The sequence below is a fragment of the Acinetobacter sp. TTH0-4 genome (genome assembly GCF_015602665.1).
Lineage (GTDB): Bacteria > Pseudomonadota > Gammaproteobacteria > Pseudomonadales > Moraxellaceae > Acinetobacter > Acinetobacter albensis.
Genome location: NZ_CP059079.1, coordinates 836,291 through 854,794 on the forward strand (window position 1 = coordinate 836,291; position 18,504 = coordinate 854,794).

Here is an 18,504-nt window from a genome sequence, read left to right on the forward strand (position 1 = left end):
AAAAATGGGGGTTTTAGAAAGTGATGTATCTTTAAAAATTAAAGATATTCAACTTTTACAATTTCATACTCTACTTCACCTTGTGGTGTCGTAATTTTTGCTTCATCGCCTTCGCTTTTACCCAAAAGACCACGTGCGATTGGAGAGTTCACAGAAATCTTATTAATCTTAAAGTCTGCTTCATCGTCACCTACAATTTTGTAGGTTTTCTTTTCTTCAGTGTCTAAATTTTCGATGGTTACGGTCACACCAAAAACAACACGGCCATTTTGTTCAAGTGATTTTACATCAATTTCTTGAACTGCACCCAGTTTGCCTTCAATATCTTGAATACGACCTTCACAGAAGCCTTGTTGCTCGCGAGCAGCATGATATTCCGCATTTTCCTTCAAATCCCCGTGTTCACGTGCTTCAGCAATTGCCGCAATAATACGTGGACGGTCAATACTTTTTAATTGATATAATTCTTTCTCTAAGGCTACTTTGCCTTCGGGAGTCATAGGATAACGTTGCATTGTTGTCCCTCAAAGTGAGTAAAAAATGAATGGATTCTAAATAAAAAAATCCCGCCACCGATCAGGTGACGGGACCTCTCGATAGATAATTAGCCTGTTGTTAAATCTTGCAAGCGATATACATCCATTGGTAATTTAATGGCTAAAGCTTGGCATACAGCATCAGCACCATTCAAAGTCGTGGTGTAATACACTTTACCTTGAAGTGCAGAACGACGAATCGAGAATGAATCTTGCTGAGCTTGTTTACCTTCAGTGGTATTGATAATGAGGTGAATTTCGCCATTTTTCAAGCGGTCGACAATATTAGGACGACCTTCAGTGACTTTATTGACACGTTCACAAGCAATACCCGCTTCGTTGATGACATCAAATGTACCACCAGTGGCAATCACTTTGAAACCGAAATCAACCAATTGTTTCGCAATACCCACAACACGCGGTTTGTCTGAATCACGAACTGAGATAAATACGTGTTTCACTTCACCTTCGGTTGGTTTACCTGGTAAACGATCATTTGAGCCTAACACAGCTTTATAGAATGCTTCACCAAATGAAGTACCCACACCCATAACTTCACCTGTAGATTTCATTTCAGGCCCAAGAACAGGGTCAACACCAGGGAATTTCGAAAATGGGAATACCGCTTCTTTTACAGCAAAGTGAGTCGGGATAATCTCTTTAGTAAATCCTTGAGATTCTAAAGATTGACCCGCCATACAACGTGCAGCTACTTTTGCTAAAGATTCGCCAATACATTTAGATACAAACGGCACGGTACGTGATGCACGTGGGTTCACTTCTAAGATGTAAACGTCATTACCTTTTACAGCAAACTGAACGTTCATTAGACCAATTACACCAAGCTCTTTTGCCATAGCAACAGTTTGACGACGCATTTCGTCCTGAATCTCATTTGAAAGAGAATAAGGAGGGATAGAACATGCAGAGTCACCTGAGTGAATACCTGCTTGTTCAATGTGCTGCATAATGCCGCCAATCACGACATCTTTACCGTCAGATACACAGTCTACGTCAACTTCAATGGCATCATCTAAGAAATGATCAAGCAGTACAGGTGCTTCATTTGAGGCTTGAACCGCATCACGCAGGTAGCGCTTAAGTTCGTCATCGTTGTATACGATTTCCATCGCACGACCACCAAGCACGTATGATGGACGAACAACCAATGGATAACCGACTTTAGATGCTTCAGCCATACCTTCTTCAGCAGATTTAACAATGCTATTTTTAGGTTGACGAAGTTGTAAGCGTTGAATCATTTGCTGGAAACGTTCACGATCTTCTGCACGGTCAATTGCATCAGGCGACGTACCAATAATTGGTGCGCCTGCTTCTTCTAAAGCACGTGCCAATTTTAAAGGTGTTTGACCACCGTATTGTACGATAATGCCTTTAGGCTTCTCGATACGTACGATTTCAAGCACATCTTCTAAAGTAATCGGTTCGAAATACAAACGATCTGATGTGTCATAGTCCGTTGAAACCGTTTCAGGGTTACAGTTCACCATAATGGTTTCGTAACCGTCTTCACGCATTGCAAGCGCCGCGTGTACACAGCAGTAATCGAACTCGATCCCTTGACCAATACGGTTAGGACCACCACCAATCACCATGATTTTGTCTTTGGTTGATGGATTTGCTTCACATTCTTCATCGTAAGTTGAATACATGTAGGCAGTGTCAGATTCAAACTCTGCTGCACAGGTATCCACACGTTTGTAAACTGGCATAACGCCTAAGTTCCAACGGTGTTTACGGAATTGTTTCTGTGAAATACCCATCAAATCTGCAATACGTAGATCGGATAAGCCTTTACGTTTAAATGCGCGAATGTTGTCGGCATTTAAGTCACCAAAACCTAAAGTTTTAATTTCTTCTTCAGTTTTAATGATGTCTTCGATTTGGATCAAGAACCATTTGTCGATATTGGTTGCAGCAAATACTTCATCCAAACTGAAACCATGACGGAAGGCATCAGCCACATACCAAATACGCTCAGGACCTGGAACTTTAAGCTCTTGCAGTATTTTCTCGCGCGCGCCTTCAGCACCGACAGCAATGTGTTCATCAAAACCACACACGCCCACTTCAAGACCGCGAAGCGCTTTTTGCAGAGATTCTTGGAAGTTACGACCAATGGCCATGACTTCGCCCACAGATTTCATCTGTGTGGTTAGAATAGCTTCAGCTTGCGGGAATTTTTCGAAGTTAAAGCGAGGAATCTTGGTAACCACGTAGTCAATTGATGGTTCAAATGACGCAGGTGTTGCACCACCAGTGATGTCATTTTTCAACTCATCAAGGGTATAGCCCACAGCCAATTTCGCAGCAATACGCGCAATTGGGAAACCTGTTGCTTTTGATGCAAGCGCAGATGAACGTGATACACGCGGGTTCATCTCGATCACCACCATACGACCGTCTTTCGGGTTAATACCGAATTGAACGTTCGAACCACCTGTTTCAACACCAATTTCACGCAGAACTGCAATCGATGCATTACGCATGATTTGGTATTCTTTGTCTGTTAATGTTTGCGCAGGGGCAACAGTGATGGAGTCACCTGTATGCACACCCATTGGGTCGAAGTTTTCAATCGCACATACGATAATACAGTTGTCGTTTTTGTCACGAACAACTTCCATTTCGTATTCTTTCCAACCAATCAATGATTCATCGATTAACAGTTGGTGAGTCGGCGATAGGTCGAAACCGCGTTCACAGATTTCAATGAATTCGTCGCGGTTATAAGCAATACCACCGCCCGAACCGCCCATAGTGAAGGACGGACGAATAATTGAAGGGAAGCCCAATTTTGCTTGAATTTCGAATGCTTCTTCCATAGTACTTGCAACAGCAGCACGAGGACATTCAAGACCAATACGACGCATCGCATCATCAAACAATTTGCGGTCTTCTGCCATTTCAATGGCATCTTTACTCGCACCAATTAATTCAACATTGTATTTTGCTAAAATACCGTGCTCATCCAGTGCAAGCGCACAGTTTAATGCTGTTTGGCCACCCATCGTTGGAAGGACTGCATCTGGACGTTCTTTTTCAATAATTTGTGCAACAGTTTGCCAAGTAATCGGTTCGATATATGTCGCATCTGCCATACTTGGGTCGGTCATAATGGTGGCTGGATTAGAGTTCACCAAAATAACACGGTAGCCTTCTTCACGAAGGGCTTTACATGCTTGCGCACCTGAGTAGTCAAACTCACATGCTTGACCGATCACAATCGGACCTGCACCAATAATTAAGATGCTTTTTATGTCTGTACGTTTAGCCATGATCGCTTCCTTAATTACTGCTTAGATGCTTCGATAAGTTCGATGAAATGATCGAATAATGGGGCACAGTCATGTGGCCCAGGACTTGCTTCAGGGTGACCTTGGAAGCTGAACGCCGGTTTGTCAGTACGATGCATACCTTGAAGGGTTTGATCGAATAATGATTTGTGCGTTGCTTTTAGGTTTGCAGGTAATGTATCAATATCAACTGCAAAGCCATGGTTCTGAGAAGTAATCATCACTGTACCATCTTCAAGATTTTGTACAGGATGGTTGGCACCGTGGTGACCGTGAGGCATTTTTACCGTTTTAGCACCAGAAGCAAGGGCTAGGATTTGGTGACCGAGGCAGATACCAAACACAGGTAAATTTGTGGTTTCAACAATGGTTTTTACAGCTTCAATCGCATAATCACATGCAGCTGGATCGCCAGGGCCGTTCGATAAGAACACACCATCTGGATTTAATGCGAGAACTGTTTCTGCAGGCGTTTGAGCTGGAACTACAGTCAGTTTGCATCCACGGTCAACCAGCATACGTAAGATGTTGGTTTTGACACCGTAATCATATGCCACAACATGGAATTTAAGTTCAGGTTGAGAGAAGCCTTGACCCAGTGTCCAAGAACCTTCCGTCCATTCAAAACCCGTCGGATCACAGCATTCTTTCGCAAGATCTAAACCATCCAAGCCACCGAAAGCACGTGCTTTTTCTAAAGCTTGTTCTTCTGTGATATTTTCACCAGCAAGAATACAACCATTTTGCGCACCTTTGGCACGTAAAATTCGTGTCAATTTACGTGTGTCAATATCAGCAATCGCGACAACATTATGTTGTTCTAGGTATTGGCCTAGAGATTGATTAGCACGGAAATTGCTATGCAATAAAGGGAGATCACGGATAATAAGACCATTTGCCCAAACCTTATGAATTCGACCTGACTCAGTGTCTTCTTCGTTGCAACCTGTATTGCCCACATGTGGATAAGTCAAAGTCACAAGTTGTTGTGCATAACTTGGGTCAGTCAAAATTTCTTGATAGCCAGTCATGGCAGTATTAAAAACGACTTCACCAGTCGTACTACCCGATGCACCGATAGACGTACCTTTAAAGATCGTTCCATCTGCGAGGGCTAAAATGGCGGGAGTGCTCAAACCAAAGCTCCTGAAATTTAGGCTGTAAAAAAGCGAGTAGACGAAAAAAAAGGAAGGCTATTTTTTTAACCAACCCTCCTATGTCTGCTCGCTTGAACTTAACACGGCATTATACGCAGTAAAGCCTCTAAAGTCCATTTTATTTGTACTGATTATCAAATATAAATAACATGTATCTTGGTTTGTCGTCTGAGAGAGCAGAGTGTAACTAAAATGTAAACAATTGAAAATTGTCTGACAAATCATCGTTTAAATTTTATCAAATCGGATTACTCTAGCATTCTCGAAGCACAATGACAGGAATATGGCCATGACAACAGAACAAAAACAAGTGAAAGCGAAAACATCGATTAAAGAAGTAGTCGCAGAAAGTGCAGAAAAATTAGAGCAAGTGTCTAAAGAAGCACAACAAAAGATTACAGATGCAGCGGTTGAGTCGACAGAAAAAGTTCAAGCTGAGGCAAAAGAATTACAGGCAAATGTACAAGGTCAAATTCAGAACTTAAAGCAAGATCTTCTTCAGCGCATTGACATTATTAAAAAACAATTCAGTTCTTCTCAAAAAGAATTAACTGAATTAAAAGAATTTGTGAAAACTGAACTTAATGCTGTTTTAGAAGATTTAAGTAAACTGGGTAAAGAACTGAAAGATGATGTGAGCCAAATTTCGGTTAAACACAAAGATCAGTTGGCTGAAACTTTTAAACGTTCTAAAGATCATACTTTAGATGTATGGAAGAAAGTGGCAGATAAAACTGAAACTAAGACTACATTAAAAAGTTAAGTTGCTCTTAATAAAAGCACAATTTTATACATAAAAAAGTGAGGTTTAATGCCTCACTTTTTTATTATGGGTATTCTTTAAAAATATTAAAACTGATGTAGCCAATCTCGTTTATTGTGAAAATCTGCATTTGGGCTGCTATGTTGCATCGCGTAGTGTTGATCACCTTGTGAGGTTTGAAGCACAGCAGTTAAGCCCAAGAACATATTTGACCACTTTAATTTATGCTTCAACATAAACTCAGTTAAATCTAAAGTGACATTTAAACCGTAATGCGTGCGTTTAAGTTGATTAAGTTCAATGTCATGGGCAGCTTGTGGTGGCATATCCTCAGGATAACGGTACTCCTCAAACTGGTAAACTTGCCAAGCTTGAGAGGGGGAGAGGTTAATTTCCCGGTAATAGTCTTCACCATGTACGCCAATAAAAATTTCATAGCAAGTGTGTTGCCACAAAAAATCTTGACGTGGGTTGCCCTGTAATAATTTAGGCCATTGCATGAATTGATTAGGATCACGTAACCAATAGCCCACATTTAAACCATATAGACCTTGTTGTTCAATTGCCCCCACGAGGGAGATAGATTGAAAACGACGATCAAAAGCATTAAGTTCGTAACTGGCCATACTGCTTAACTAGACAAATTTGCGTGGCGTACAAGATTTGAAAGTTTTGGATTTTGTTTGGCTGCTTTTTTATAAAGCAATACAATTTTACCAATCGTTTGCACGATTTCAGCACCGGTTACTTGAGCAATTTCATTCATTGCTGCTACACGTGCTTCACGGTCTTCACCCGCAATTTTTACTTTGATTAATTCGTGATCATTTAAAGCACGATTTGTTTCTTCAACGACATTTTCAGTCAAACCTTGGCCACCCAACATAACCACAGGGTTAAGTGCGTGTCCGATTTGACGCAAACGTTTGCGTTCCTGAATTGATAAAGCCGCCATAGAGATAACCTAATTTTAAAAACGACTTAGTATAGCAAATGCCAAGTTTAAACGCTTTATATTCTGTCGAAATAATCAATTTAGATGATCGAAAAAAACAGCATAAAAGATCGAATTTAGATACAGATGTATACTGCAAGCAGGGTATTTTTCACGTACAATCATGAATTAGAAGTTTTTTATTATTTAGAGAGTTATGGCGACACGCATTACTAACCAAAAGTTATCCAAAAGTAGTCGAGATTGGATGCGAGAACACTTAGATGATCCTTTTGTCAAAAAAGCGCAAAAGGAAGGCTATCGTGCACGTGCCGCTTACAAACTTCTTGAAATGCAAGAAAAATACAAAATTATTAAACCAGGTATGACAGTGGTAGATCTGGGTGCAGCTCCGGGAAGTTGGTCACAAATTGCTGGAAAACTGGTCGGTGATAAGGGTTTATTGATCGCTTCAGATATCTTGGAAATGGATGCTTTGCCTGATGTAACTTTTCTACAAGGCGACTTTCGTGAAGAAGAAGTTTTCGAAAAATTGTTAAATCTTTTAAACGGACGTACCGTAGACGTTGTAATTTCAGATATGGCCCCCAATACATCAGGTAACAAGGCTGTAGATCAACCTCGTCAAATTTACTTGTGTGAACTTGCTTTAGATTTTGCCAATAAGGTTTTAGGACCTAAAGGTCAGTTTGTGGTAAAAGTTTTCCAAGGGATTGGATTTGACGAATTTCGTAAACAAGTGGTAGATAGCTTTGATGTCCTAAAGACAGCAAAACCTGCCGCTTCGCGTACCCGTTCTAAAGAAGTATTTTTGATCGGGCAAGGGCGTAAGAAAGTTTCGAGATAAAGTTTACTTGCCAAGACGTTAAAAATTGTGCATTTTGTACATTTTTAAAATATTGCGAAGCTGATCTTTAGCTTAAATTAAGGTCACCCGTTTTGGGCATGATCAAATTAGATTGATATGGGAATAAAGCTTTGAGCGATCTCTTCAAGAATGCCGTATTGTGGCTGGTTATACTCGGTGTACTGATCCTGATTTTCAGTAACATTAGTGACCGCAATCAACCGACTGCAATGAATTATTCAGAGTTTGTTTCAGCGGTGAATGCTGGTCAAATTAAACAAGTCATCATTGATGGCGAAAGAATCCGTGGTGAAAAATCAAACGGTTCTGAATTTGAAAGTATCCGTCCAGCGGTTCAAGATCCAGAACTGATGCCAAGCCTCATCAAAAATAATGTTGTCGTAGAAGGTACTGCACCTCAGCGCCAAGGTTTATTGATGCAACTTCTTATCGCGAGCTTCCCTGTACTTTTAATCATTTTGTTATTCATGTTCTTTATGCGCAACATGGGTGGCGGTGCAGGTGGTAAAAGTGGTCCAATGAGTTTTGGTAAATCAAAAGCCAAAATGTTGTCTGAAGATCAAATTAAAGTGACCTTTTCAGATGTTGCTGGCTGCGATGAAGCGAAACAAGAAGTAGTGGAAATTGTTGATTTTTTAAAGGATCCAACCAAATTTAAACGTCTCGGCGCGAGTATTCCACGTGGCGTATTAATGGTGGGCCCTCCAGGTACAGGTAAGACTTTGCTTGCTAAAGCGATTGCAGGTGAAGCGAAAGTTCCGTTTTTTAGTATTTCGGGTTCTGACTTTGTTGAAATGTTTGTGGGTGTAGGTGCATCACGTGTGCGCGACATGTTCGAACAAGCCAAACGTCATGCGCCTTGCATTATCTTTATTGATGAGATTGATGCAGTTGGTCGTCATCGTGGTTCAGGTACAGGTGGTGGTCATGACGAGCGTGAACAGACATTAAACCAGATGCTGGTTGAAATGGATGGCTTTGAAGGTAATGAAGGCATTATCGTGATTGCTGCAACAAACCGTGCCGATGTGCTGGATAAAGCTTTACTCCGTCCGGGTCGTTTTGACCGTCAAGTGATGGTCGGTCTGCCAGATATTAAAGGTCGTGAGCAAATTTTAAATGTTCACATGAAAAAATTGCCTTCAGTGACAGGTGTGGATGTACAAGTGCTTGCACGTGGTACACCGGGCTTCTCTGGTGCACAACTCGCCAATTTAATTAACGAAGCTGCTTTATTTGCTGCACGCCGTAATAAAAATACAGTTGATATGCATGATTTTGAAGATGCAAAAGACAAGCTGTATATGGGGCCTGAGCGTAAATCGATGGTGCTTCGTGATGAAGAACGTCGTGCTACGGCTTATCATGAAGCAGGTCATGCGATTGTCGCTGAAACTTTACCGGGTACAGACCCTGTACATAAAGTGACGATTATGCCGCGTGGTTGGGCTTTGGGTGTGACTTGGCAGTTGCCTGAATTTGATCAAACGAGTCATTACAAACACAAAATGTTGAATGAAATCTCTATTTTGTTTGGTGGTCGTATTGCAGAAGAAGTATTTATTAACCAGATGTCTACCGGTGCTTCGAATGATTTTGAACGTGCAACCAAAATGGCACGTGCGATGGTCACTAAATACGGTATGTCTGATAAAATGGGCGTAATGGTGTATGAAGATGATTCGCAGCAATCATTCATGGGCAGTATCGGTAGCCGTACGATTTCTGAAGCAACGCAACAGCAAGTAGATTTAGAAGTTCGCCGCATTTTGGATGAGCAATATAAAGTAGCGCGAGAAATCTTGGAAAGTAAGCAAGATATTGCGCACGCAATGGTAAAAGCCTTGATGGAATGGGAAACTATTGATCGCGATCAAATCCGTGACATTATGGAAGGTCGTGAACCTCAACCGCCTAAGGTATATATTGCTGAAAATCCAGTAATTGATATTACCCCAACGGATGGTCCACTGACACCACCACCATTGCCTGCAAATTAATTTTTTAAAGTGAAGCTAAGAAGAGTCTCAAAGGAGGCTCTTTTTTATGCCGTAATCATTCAATTTTGAAAATATTTCAGCATCTTTAAAACTCAGCATTGCTACACTGGGATTTGAAGATCTAAGGAAAGTAATCAATGAAGTTAATGCCATTACCTAAACGTGTATTGCAGTGTGGACAACATCATTTAGATTTAGCCCAGCCACATGTAATGGGTATTTTAAATGTAACTCCAGACTCATTTAGTGATGGTGGAAAGCACAATAGTCAAGAGCAGGCTGTAGCGTATGCATTACAAATGATTGCTGATGGTGCGACAGTGATTGATATTGGAGGTGAATCAACCCGACCAGGTGCTTTAGTGGTAGAGATTGAGGAAGAGATACGTCGTGTCGTCCCTGTCGTTGAGGAGCTGGCTCAACATAATGTCATTATTTCCATTGATACTTCGCAACCTGAAGTAATGCGTAAAGCGGTACAAGCAGGAGCGCATATTTGGAATGATGTACGTGCTTTAACACGCCCCAATGCGTTAATCACAGCTGCTGAACTTGATATTCCAGTCATTATTATGCATATGCGTGGCGAACCAACGACCATGAATAATTTGAATCAATATAGTGATGTGACTCAGGATGTTATGGGCGAATTACAACATCGTATCAATGCAGCACTCGCAGTCGGAATAAAACCCGAAAATATCATGATTGATCCAGGTTTTGGTTTTGCTAAAAATGCTCAGCAAAATTTGAAGTTATTACAAGAATTTCATGTATTAACAAGTTTGGGCTATCCGATTCTTTCGGCACTTTCACGTAAACGTTTTATTGGTGAAGTGTTAGGTGAATCAAATGCGCAAAACCGTGTAGTGGGTTCTGTGGCAGCCCATTTATTGAGTATTCAACAAGGTGCATGCATGGTGCGTGTACATGATGTAAAAGCTACCTCTGATGCTATTAAAATATGGCAGGCGATGAATTGCGCTTGATGCACAATTGGAACAAATAAAATTATGAAGCCAGTAAACTAATATTTTATAGTTTGAGTTGGTATTTTTGTTACTTTGTGTTATACAAGCTCGCTTAAACACGTGAATTTTTTGAGTGCTGTATGTTTGAAGATTTACTTCTCCCTATGTTTGATGATGAATATTATCCCGATATTCTGGTTGCTGAAGTTAAGCAAGTGATTAAACAATTTGCCAAAAAAGTCGCCAAAGCAGATTTGTCTGAAACAGAAATTTATCATTTCGCGGCTGAAACTGTGGTCACCATTAATAAAATGAAGCCACAGTTTGAAGATTTAGATTCTGCTTTAGATGATACGGCAGCAGATTATATCGCTGAAGCTATGATGATGGTGGTGCAAGACAAAGGTTATATTGAAATAGAACTGGAAGAATTGGTATCGAATAGAGAGTGGTAAACTGCTCTCTATTTTTTGAGCGCAATATTTTTTAAATCTATCAGATAAATGGCAGCTTTAACCCACTTTAATATCTAAGCAAATTATTATTCTTAAATGATATTTATCATTAAGCGAATGATAAATCCCGAGAATATTGAGCCAATATGTGATCTTTTTCTTTAATAGCGTATCAATTGAGCGTCTATTGTAGTCTTTATTAAAATCCATAACTTAATCATGAACATGGTCTGAAGCACAGCGATTAAAAATATAACGACCATTTTTGATACTGACCATACTCGGAAATAAACTCCATAGTTTTCTATCTCTTCTTCAAGTTTAACTTGTGGTTGATTTGCTCAACACGTATTTCGTCGAGGCTTTCTGATCATCTCTTTATATAAGCGAAAGTTTGAATTTGTCGAAAGCAGTTAAAGTTGTTGCTGAGCTTGAAAGTCAAATAAATACACGGATATGATCTGAAATTAATATTAAAGTTTTTATGATCCACTACTATTATTAATTTTTTAGAAATGATACTTATCGCTAGAACCAAATTTAAGATATAAAAAAACCAGCTTATAGCTGGAATTTTTATTGCACCATTTTAAGAAGTATCAAAATGGTGCCCGAGGCCAGACTCGAACTGGCACGCTTTGTGGGCGGGGGATTTTAAATCCCCTGTGTCTACCGATTTCACCACTCGGGCATGTGCGCAATAATAGAGGACGAAATAAATCTTGGCAAGTCTCTTTCAGTGTATTTGCTTTCTTTTCAATCAATTCATGTGTTTATCTATGAAAATAATTTATTTTTAATCAAAAAAAAGAAGCTGTCATCATTTCTTCATAAATTTGAGATCATAAGGTAATCCTTAGTTTTTATATTTAAAGAATAAAAAATAAGGATAATCCCATGTCATTTAAAATCTCACGCCGCGAACTTTTACATAAATCTTTGGCCAGCTTAGGGGCTTTATCTTTACCTATTTCACTGACCGCTTGTGATGGCGATTCTGAAGATGGTGTACTGTCAAATAAGGTGAAAGCTGAATTTTTACATGGGGTTGCAAGTGGTGATCCATTACAAGATAAAATTATTCTTTGGACACGTTTAACACCAAATGAAGTATCTGCCCGCTTGGAACTGAGTTGGGAAATTGCTTTAGATCAGCAATTTAAGAATTTAGTCAATTCAGGCAAAGTACAAACTTCACAAGCCCAAGATTTTACTGTCAAAGTTGATGCCAATAAGCTTAGATCAAATCAGCAATACTATTATCGTTTTCATTATGGCACTGTGACTTCTCCCATCGGACAAACCAAAACTTTGCCAGAAAATCCTCAGACGGTCAGTTTTGCAGTGTGTTCTTGCTCGAACTATCCAGCGGGTTATTTCCATGTTTATCGAGAAATTGCCAAACAAAATGTCGATGTGGTGATTCATCTAGGTGATTATATTTATGAATATGGTCAGGGTGGGTATGCCAGTGAAGATGCAGCACGTTTAGGGCGTGAACTGGCTGCAGACAACAATCAAGAAATGATCAAATTAGAAGATTATCGCAAGCGTTATGCTTTATACCGAACAGATCCAGATTTACAAACGGTACACCAACGTCATGCATTTATTGTAATTTGGGATGATCATGAATTGGCGAACGATGCTTGGAAAAATGGTGCAGAAAATCACACTGAAGAGTCCGCGAACAATAAAAATGAGGGGCAATTTATTGAGCGTAAAATAGCTGCTTTACAAGCTTATTTCGAATGGATGCCGATACGTCCTGTTTCAGATCATGATCATTTGAATATTTATCGCGAATTTAATTTTGGCAATTTAGTGCAGTTGAATATGTTGGATACTCGAGTTTTAGCGCGTGATCGACAGTTAAATTATGCAGATTATATGACTGCGCAAGGCATGGATTTCCCGCTCTTTCAACAAGATTTAACCCAAGCGACACGTACTTTAATGGGGGATAAGCAACTGCACTGGTTACAAACACAATTAGAGCAATCTAGTGCAATTTGGAATGTATTAGGTCAACAAGTGCTCATGAGTAAAATGTTGATTCCCGCGGAACTTTTAGAACCTCTCAGTCAAATGGATATTGTGAGCTTAAATCAAAAAATTCCAGAGTTAGTAACATTAAAAATCCGTCTCTTGCAGGGTGATCCAAGTTTAACTGAGATTGAGAAAGCACGTTTGACAGTTGTGGCACCTTATAATTTAGATGCTTGGGATGGTTATTCTGCTGAGCGTGAAAAGCTCTATGCGACTTTAAAAAAAGTGAATAAAAAAGTCGTAGTTTTAGCAGGTGATACTCATAACGCTTGGACATCAGATTTGCATAGCCAAACAGGTGAACATATTGGACTGGAACTGGCGACCAGTTCAGTGTCTTCACCAGGGCTAGAACAATATTTGAATATCCCGTTGGCACAATTACAGCAATTTGAATTGGCTTTCACTACCTTAATTAATGAGCTTAATTACTGTAATTTGAATCAACGTGGTTATTTAACTGTGAATTTTACTGCACAGCAAATGGAAGCGAATTGGGTGTTTGTGAGTAGTATTAAAGAGCAACAATATACAGTCGATCATGATCGCTCTTACTATATTTTAGTCGATACTGTGCTGAGTGATATAAAGGACACCCAAAAAATTGCTTAATATTGGGTGGTAAAAATAGGGTAGGGAAACCCAATTTTTGAATTTACATTAAGCTGTCTAAATAAGTTTCTACGTCTAAATGTTTATGTGTTTTACACAGTTCATTTTCATAACGAATCAGTTGAATATAAAGATCAATAAACTGTTTTTCTTGTTGTTCAAGCAGTTGTCGTGCTTTAGAATTTTTTGCTTTAAACATCGTTTTAAATTTAATTTTTAAAATTTGTTTATATGACCAAAAACATATTCGACGAGTTTCTTGTAAATAGAAATAATGCTCATTTTGAGTATTTTTTCGGAACATATTTTCTTTATAAAAGCGAACAAAACCAAAACTTAAAGCGAAGAAGAATATAATGATTTGTAAAACTAAACTTTCAAGATAAGCAATATTAACCGTTTGAATAATAATCAATATTGCTAATTTAAGAGGTGTATGACGCAACTGTTGGTACAACGAGTTTGAACTATGCTTAATTTGCTTAATCACCAAAGGGGTGTAAAGCATAAAAATTAATAGAATAATTAAGACTGCAATACCATGTGCGCGGAACAGATCAAATTGTGGGAAGTAAAGCGCAATAAAATGACTGAGGCTCATGGAAAAGGAAACAAAAATCATGGCTGCCAATAGCCAAGGAATGAGTTCCTTAAGTTCATCTAAAATTCCTTTGGTTTTAATCATGCTATAAAACAAATAATTTCTTTTAAACGCAGACGGGTATTGTTCCCGCATTTGTTGTAAAAAAAGGGCAGCCTGTTTATTGCTAATCATAAATATCAAAGGAAATTAAAAAGTAGCGCTACTATAAATGATTCACATCATTTTGACAGATAAAAAGTTGACTCTTATCTTGTTGTAATTGGTGATGCGGTTAAATCATCTTTTATTCAGGTAAAACTAGGTGTTCTCATTCTTGTAAGAATAGGGGAGCTCATTTTGAATCAAATTATAGATATTTTTTAAATCATCTATGTGGCTGATGTTACATTCAGTCCGATTTTATTCTGTATTCATGCTTGAATTATGCGAAAATAGATCTTTATTATTTTGTCCAAGGACAGTTCATGACTGATCAATCTCCTGAATCTTTAAGCGATATCGAAATTTTAGACATTTTACAGTCCATGAAAAGCGATGAGCTAAATACTGAAGCGAAAGAGATTATCCGGAATGGTGGTAAAGCTGGTCGTCAAGAAGCGTATAAACAAGCCATTGTTGCTTTACATAATTCTTTTGAAAAAAACTTTGTGGAAGCGGTGACTTTGGCGTTGGGTTTAAATGAAGGTCAAGCGAAAAAGATTAAATATAAAAAAGATCGTATTCGTATTTTAAAAGTACGTGGTATTGATTATATGGCAATTGATGGAGCTGAAACTGCTCAAGTTTTATCCCAAGTGGCTCAAGCGATTGTACGTGAAGATGCAATTGTCACTAACGGCTTGCATAATATTTTCCCATTTTGGAAAGAAGGCTGGCCGATGGTTCAATTTGACAGTGCTTATGCCATTTTAGAAGAAGATATTAGTATCCATTATGCGTTAGTCATTGAAAATCTGCTTGAAAACTTTAAATAATTTTCATTGAAGCAAAAAAAAAGCACCAATTAAATAGGTGCTTTTTTTATGAAAAATTTTAAGACAATGTTGAATAGAATGGGAAAACACCACAAATTATGGCGGCAAACATCATCACTAAGCAGGTGATAATGGCCCACTTAATTGCAAATTTTTGATGTTGGCCTAAATCAATTCCTGCTAAGCCACAGAGTAAATAAGTAGATGGAACTAAAGGCGAGAGTAAATGTACAGGTTGGCCCACGATTGAGGCGCGAGCCATTTCTACTGGGGTAATCCCGTAATGCAAGGCAGCTTCAGAAAGTACAGGAAGGACACCGTAGTAGAAGGCATCATTTGACATAAAGAAGGTCAAAGGCATACTGAGTACTGCGGTAATAGGCGCAAGAAACGGTCCCATACTTTGCGGAATAATGGCCACCAATTCTTTGGACATCGAATCGACCATGCCTGTTCCTGCTAAAATACCAGTAAAGATACCTGCAGCAAAAATAATTCCTACGACATTTAAAGCGCTACCGGCATGGTGAGCAACCAAATCTTTTTGCATATTGATATCTTTATAATTCACCACAAGTGCAATAGCCAAGGCAATCATAAAGAGAATCGACATCGGCAATACGCCTTTGACCAGACAAATCATTAAGCAAATGGTCAATAACGCATTAAACCATCTTAGGTGCGCGCGATTGGCTTCAGGATTTGAAGAAATCTGAATATTATCGCCATGACTTACATCCAGTTCGATAATGCCAAGACGTTTACGTTCCATACGCCCGTACATATAGCCTATAAAGTATAACCAAGCGATAGAACACAGCATTGGAATAATCATAGGGACAAATACATCACTTGGGTCGACATGCAATGCACTGGCTGCACGGGCAGTAGGACCACCCCACGGTGTTAGATTCATAATACCGCTCGCAAGCATCATTAAACAGGCCATCACCAATGGACTCATGCCTAAACGCTTATAGAGGGGTAGCATGGCAGCCACACAGATCATATAGGTGGTCGAACCATCACCGTCTAATGAAACAATTAAAGTTAAGGTAATCGTACCGAGAGTAACTTTTAACGGGTCACCTTTGACCAGTCGTAAAATCCATTTAACCGATGGATCAAATAATCCTGTATCAATCATGATTGCGAAGTATAAGATCGCAAATAACAACATAACGCCAGTCGGTGCAAGTTTTTTCACACCATCAAGCATCATTTCGCCAAGATTTTGAAGTTCAATGTGACTTAAGCTGTCAAAGAAGAAACCTAATACATAGGCAATGAGAGCAAATATTACGGGAATCAGAGTAAGTGCAACGAGTGCACTCATGCGTCTGGTCATGATTAAATACATAAAGCATAAAATCATGCCGAGACCTAATAAAGTCAGCATGGAAGTTCAGTCCTTTGAAAGTAAATTTACTCTCGTGTTTTTAAATTAATCACTTGGTCGGAACTGATGTTAAGCTATCGTTTAATAAAACTAAATATCAACAAAAAAATGCCTTTTCAATACCTATAAAGCATAAAAATATTCTTTAAATAATAAGGGTTTAAGAGCCAAATAAAATCAATAATTTGACTTAACTTATTGAGAATACTATGAAATTGATGATTATTTGCACATTTCTGTGAGGGGTGATGAAAATTTAAAAAATATGTGGTCAATTTTTGACTTGAAAAATAATATGATTGTTAAGTTTTATTAAATATTTTATTAATCTGTATTAATAGGTTTTATGAAAAAAAATGAAAATTTTAATTACATGGATCAAAACAATAAGATCAATATTTTGTGATTAAAAAACCCATACTTAGGATGGGTTTTTTAAAAAATTTCTAGCACAAGCTATTGTATAAAATAAAGTTAGGTCGGTGGTGATTCATGTTCTTCATTTTCGATTGGTTTTTCAAGTAAACGCGTCACCAAAAGCTGATCAATTTTAAAATGATCGACATCGACTACTTCAAACTTATAACCACCGAAAATAACTGCATCAGCTGGACGCGGGATTTTTCGTAATTTATACATCATAAAACCTGCGATGGTTTCATAGTTTTCGTCATCTGGCATTTCATCAATTTGAAGCGCATGTTTAATATCTTCAATTGGGGTGCTGCCGTCAATTAACCATGAATTATTATCGCGCTTAATAATTTGTTGATCGGCTTCAATTGGAATAACCCAGTCACCCATTACAGTAATCATGATGTCGGAGAGCGTAATGACACCGACTACAAGAGCATACTCATTAATAACAACTGCAAATTTTTCTTTGGTTGAGCGGAAGCGATCGAGTAATTCAGATAGGGTTAAAGTATCTGGAATCGTCAGTACATTACGAATAGTATTTTCATTGAGCTGTAATAGAGACTGATTATTCAAAATACGGACTAAAATGTCTTTGGCATCAATATAACCAATGACTTCGTCAATATTGGTGCTACACACTACAAATTTGGAATAAGGGAATTCAGCTAATTTTTGACGAATACTGGCTTCAGATTCTTTTAAAGTAAAAAACACCACATTTTCACGGGTGGTCATACTTGAAGGCACATTACGTTCTTCAAGTTCAAATACATTTTCAATAAAATGATGTTCTTGCTTTTGCAGTACACCGGCTTGTGCACCTGCATCCATGACTGCGGAAATATCTGCAAAAGTAATATTGTCATCGCGAATCGTATTGACTTTAAATAAGCGAAACAGCAAATTGGCAATCGCATTGATCATCCAAGCCAAAGGTTTACATATTTTGATAAAAACTTGGATGGGATTAATAACAGAAATAGCAATTTTTTCTGGCGCAATCATGGCCAAGCGTTTTGGCATTAAATCGGCAAAAAGAATAAATAGTGAAGTCACTAAAGTAAAAGACAGGGTAAAACCAATCGTATCTGTCCAAGGTCCTACATATACTCGATCAATCAAGGTAACAAAGTAAGGACGAAAGGCAGCTTCACCTAAAATACCACCTAAAATGGCGATTGCATTTAACCCAATCTGGGAAGCTGCAAAAAATTCGGCAGAATGTTCTTGTAGATTAAGAACTTTTTGTGCCCGATCATCACCAGATTCTGCAAGAATTTTAAGTTTGACTTTACGTGCACCAGCAAGCGCAATTTCAGTTAAAGATAGGAAACCCGCTCCTGTAATGAGTATTGCGATGATGAGGATATTCTGGAAAAGGCTCACAAATTCACCTGTAGATCATCATTATTATGAAATATTTT

The 18,504-nt window shown here is 38.6% G+C and carries 15 protein-coding genes and 1 tRNA gene; 7 read left to right on the forward strand and 9 right to left on the reverse strand.

Annotated features, from left to right (window positions below; all coding sequences use genetic code 11):
- Positions 1-38: 38 nt before the first annotated feature.
- From greA to carA, 3 genes are all read right to left on the reverse strand, one after another.
- Positions 39-515 (reverse strand): transcription elongation factor GreA, encoded by a 477-nt coding sequence (gene greA, locus H0S58_RS03870; protein ID WP_092717118.1) that lies wholly within the window; start codon positions 513-515, stop codon positions 39-41.
- Between the two features lie 89 nt (positions 516-604).
- Complete coding sequence (carB, locus tag H0S58_RS03875; protein ID WP_092717115.1) at positions 605-3,835, reverse strand: carbamoyl-phosphate synthase large subunit; 3,231 nt, start codon at positions 3,833-3,835, stop codon at positions 605-607.
- 14 nt (positions 3,836-3,849) lie between these two features.
- A complete protein-coding gene (carA, locus tag H0S58_RS03880) occupies positions 3,850-4,989 on the reverse strand; it encodes a glutamine-hydrolyzing carbamoyl-phosphate synthase small subunit (RefSeq protein ID WP_193892291.1) in 1,140 nt (379 codons plus the stop codon).
- A 310-nt stretch (positions 4,990-5,299) separates the two neighbouring features.
- Between carA and H0S58_RS03885 the strand changes: the two genes are divergently transcribed.
- Positions 5,300-5,773 (forward strand): hypothetical protein, encoded by a 474-nt coding sequence (locus tag H0S58_RS03885; RefSeq protein WP_195727202.1) that lies wholly within the window; start codon positions 5,300-5,302, stop codon positions 5,771-5,773.
- Between the two features lie 86 nt (positions 5,774-5,859).
- Here H0S58_RS03885 and H0S58_RS03890 read toward each other — a convergent pair whose 3' ends face one another.
- Both H0S58_RS03890 and yhbY read right to left on the reverse strand, forming a co-directional pair.
- Positions 5,860-6,399, reverse strand: coding sequence for a DOMON-like domain-containing protein (locus H0S58_RS03890; protein WP_195727203.1), 540 nt, complete (start codon positions 6,397-6,399; stop codon positions 5,860-5,862).
- Between the two features lie 5 nt (positions 6,400-6,404).
- Positions 6,405-6,728, reverse strand: a complete 324-nt coding sequence (gene yhbY, locus H0S58_RS03895) for a ribosome assembly RNA-binding protein YhbY (protein WP_053578434.1) — start codon at positions 6,726-6,728, stop codon at positions 6,405-6,407.
- A 196-nt stretch (positions 6,729-6,924) separates the two neighbouring features.
- Here yhbY and rlmE point away from each other — a divergent pair, with 196 nt between their 5' ends.
- The 4 genes from rlmE to H0S58_RS03915 all read left to right on the forward strand — a co-directional run bounded on the left by rlmE (position 6,925) and on the right by H0S58_RS03915 (position 11,022).
- Positions 6,925-7,575, forward strand: coding sequence for a 23S rRNA (uridine(2552)-2'-O)-methyltransferase RlmE (gene rlmE, locus H0S58_RS03900; RefSeq protein ID WP_053578433.1), 651 nt, complete (start codon positions 6,925-6,927; stop codon positions 7,573-7,575).
- Between the two features lie 131 nt (positions 7,576-7,706).
- Positions 7,707-9,596, forward strand: a complete 1,890-nt coding sequence (gene ftsH / locus H0S58_RS03905) for an ATP-dependent zinc metalloprotease FtsH (RefSeq protein ID WP_053578432.1) — start codon at positions 7,707-7,709, stop codon at positions 9,594-9,596.
- A 137-nt stretch (positions 9,597-9,733) separates the two neighbouring features.
- Positions 9,734-10,585, forward strand: coding sequence for a dihydropteroate synthase (gene folP / locus H0S58_RS03910; protein ID WP_195727204.1), 852 nt, complete (start codon positions 9,734-9,736; stop codon positions 10,583-10,585).
- Positions 10,586-10,707: 122 nt separating this feature from the next.
- Positions 10,708-11,022 (forward strand): DUF5713 family protein, encoded by a 315-nt coding sequence (locus H0S58_RS03915; protein ID WP_195727205.1) that lies wholly within the window; start codon positions 10,708-10,710, stop codon positions 11,020-11,022.
- 605 nt (positions 11,023-11,627) lie between these two features.
- Here the strand turns inward: H0S58_RS03915 and H0S58_RS03920 are convergent.
- Positions 11,628-11,713: transfer RNA gene (locus H0S58_RS03920), tRNA-Leu, on the reverse strand.
- A gap of 206 nt (positions 11,714-11,919) precedes the next feature.
- On the opposite strand from H0S58_RS03920, the gene H0S58_RS03925 reads away from it, so the two are divergent.
- Positions 11,920-13,683, forward strand: coding sequence for an alkaline phosphatase D family protein (locus H0S58_RS03925; RefSeq protein WP_195727206.1), 1,764 nt, complete (start codon positions 11,920-11,922; stop codon positions 13,681-13,683).
- Positions 13,684-13,726: 43 nt separating this feature from the next.
- Here the strand turns inward: H0S58_RS03925 and H0S58_RS03930 are convergent, their stop codons facing one another.
- Positions 13,727-14,368, reverse strand: a complete 642-nt coding sequence (locus tag H0S58_RS03930; RefSeq protein WP_320157537.1) for a hypothetical protein — start codon at positions 14,366-14,368, stop codon at positions 13,727-13,729.
- 383 nt (positions 14,369-14,751) lie between these two features.
- Here H0S58_RS03930 and H0S58_RS03935 point away from each other — a divergent pair, with 383 nt between their 5' ends.
- Positions 14,752-15,261, forward strand: coding sequence for a hypothetical protein (locus H0S58_RS03935; RefSeq protein WP_092717097.1), 510 nt, complete (start codon positions 14,752-14,754; stop codon positions 15,259-15,261).
- Between the two features lie 58 nt (positions 15,262-15,319).
- Here the strand turns inward: H0S58_RS03935 and H0S58_RS03940 are convergent, their stop codons facing one another.
- Together H0S58_RS03940 and H0S58_RS03945 are read right to left on the reverse strand one after the other, a co-directional pair.
- The gene (locus H0S58_RS03940) at positions 15,320-16,660 is read right to left on the reverse strand and encodes a CitMHS family transporter (protein ID WP_053578426.1); all 1,341 of its coding nucleotides are present in this window, start codon (positions 16,658-16,660) and stop codon (positions 15,320-15,322) included.
- Positions 16,661-17,134: 474 nt separating this feature from the next.
- Positions 17,135-18,466: a hemolysin family protein gene (locus H0S58_RS03945; RefSeq protein WP_053578425.1), complete on the reverse strand. Its 1,332-nt coding sequence runs from the start codon at positions 18,464-18,466 to the stop codon at positions 17,135-17,137.
- Positions 18,467-18,504 lie beyond the last annotated feature (38 nt).

Excerpts from the sequence above, each read along its gene's own strand:
- greA (WP_092717118.1), bottom strand. The coding sequence starts at position 515 with ATGCAACGTTATCCTATGACTCCCGAAGGCAAAGTAGCCTTAGAGAAA.
- carB (WP_092717115.1), bottom strand. The coding sequence starts at position 3,835 with ATGGCTAAACGTACAGACATAAAAAGCATCTTAATTATTGGTGCAGGT.
- H0S58_RS03885 (WP_195727202.1), top strand. The coding sequence starts at position 5,300 with ATGACAACAGAACAAAAACAAGTGAAAGCGAAAACATCGATTAAAGAA.
- H0S58_RS03890 (WP_195727203.1), bottom strand. The coding sequence starts at position 6,399 with ATGGCCAGTTACGAACTTAATGCTTTTGATCGTCGTTTTCAATCTATC.
- yhbY (WP_053578434.1), bottom strand. The coding sequence starts at position 6,728 with ATGGCGGCTTTATCAATTCAGGAACGCAAACGTTTGCGTCAAATCGGA.
- rlmE (WP_053578433.1), top strand. The coding sequence starts at position 6,925 with ATGGCGACACGCATTACTAACCAAAAGTTATCCAAAAGTAGTCGAGAT.
- folP (WP_195727204.1), top strand. The coding sequence starts at position 9,734 with ATGAAGTTAATGCCATTACCTAAACGTGTATTGCAGTGTGGACAACAT.
- H0S58_RS03915 (WP_195727205.1), top strand. The coding sequence starts at position 10,708 with ATGTTTGAAGATTTACTTCTCCCTATGTTTGATGATGAATATTATCCC.
- H0S58_RS03925 (WP_195727206.1), top strand. The coding sequence starts at position 11,920 with ATGTCATTTAAAATCTCACGCCGCGAACTTTTACATAAATCTTTGGCC.
- H0S58_RS03930 (WP_320157537.1), bottom strand. The coding sequence starts at position 14,368 with ATGATTAAAACCAAAGGAATTTTAGATGAACTTAAGGAACTCATTCCT.
- H0S58_RS03935 (WP_092717097.1), top strand. The coding sequence starts at position 14,752 with ATGACTGATCAATCTCCTGAATCTTTAAGCGATATCGAAATTTTAGAC.
- H0S58_RS03940 (WP_053578426.1), bottom strand. The coding sequence starts at position 16,660 with ATGCTGACTTTATTAGGTCTCGGCATGATTTTATGCTTTATGTATTTA.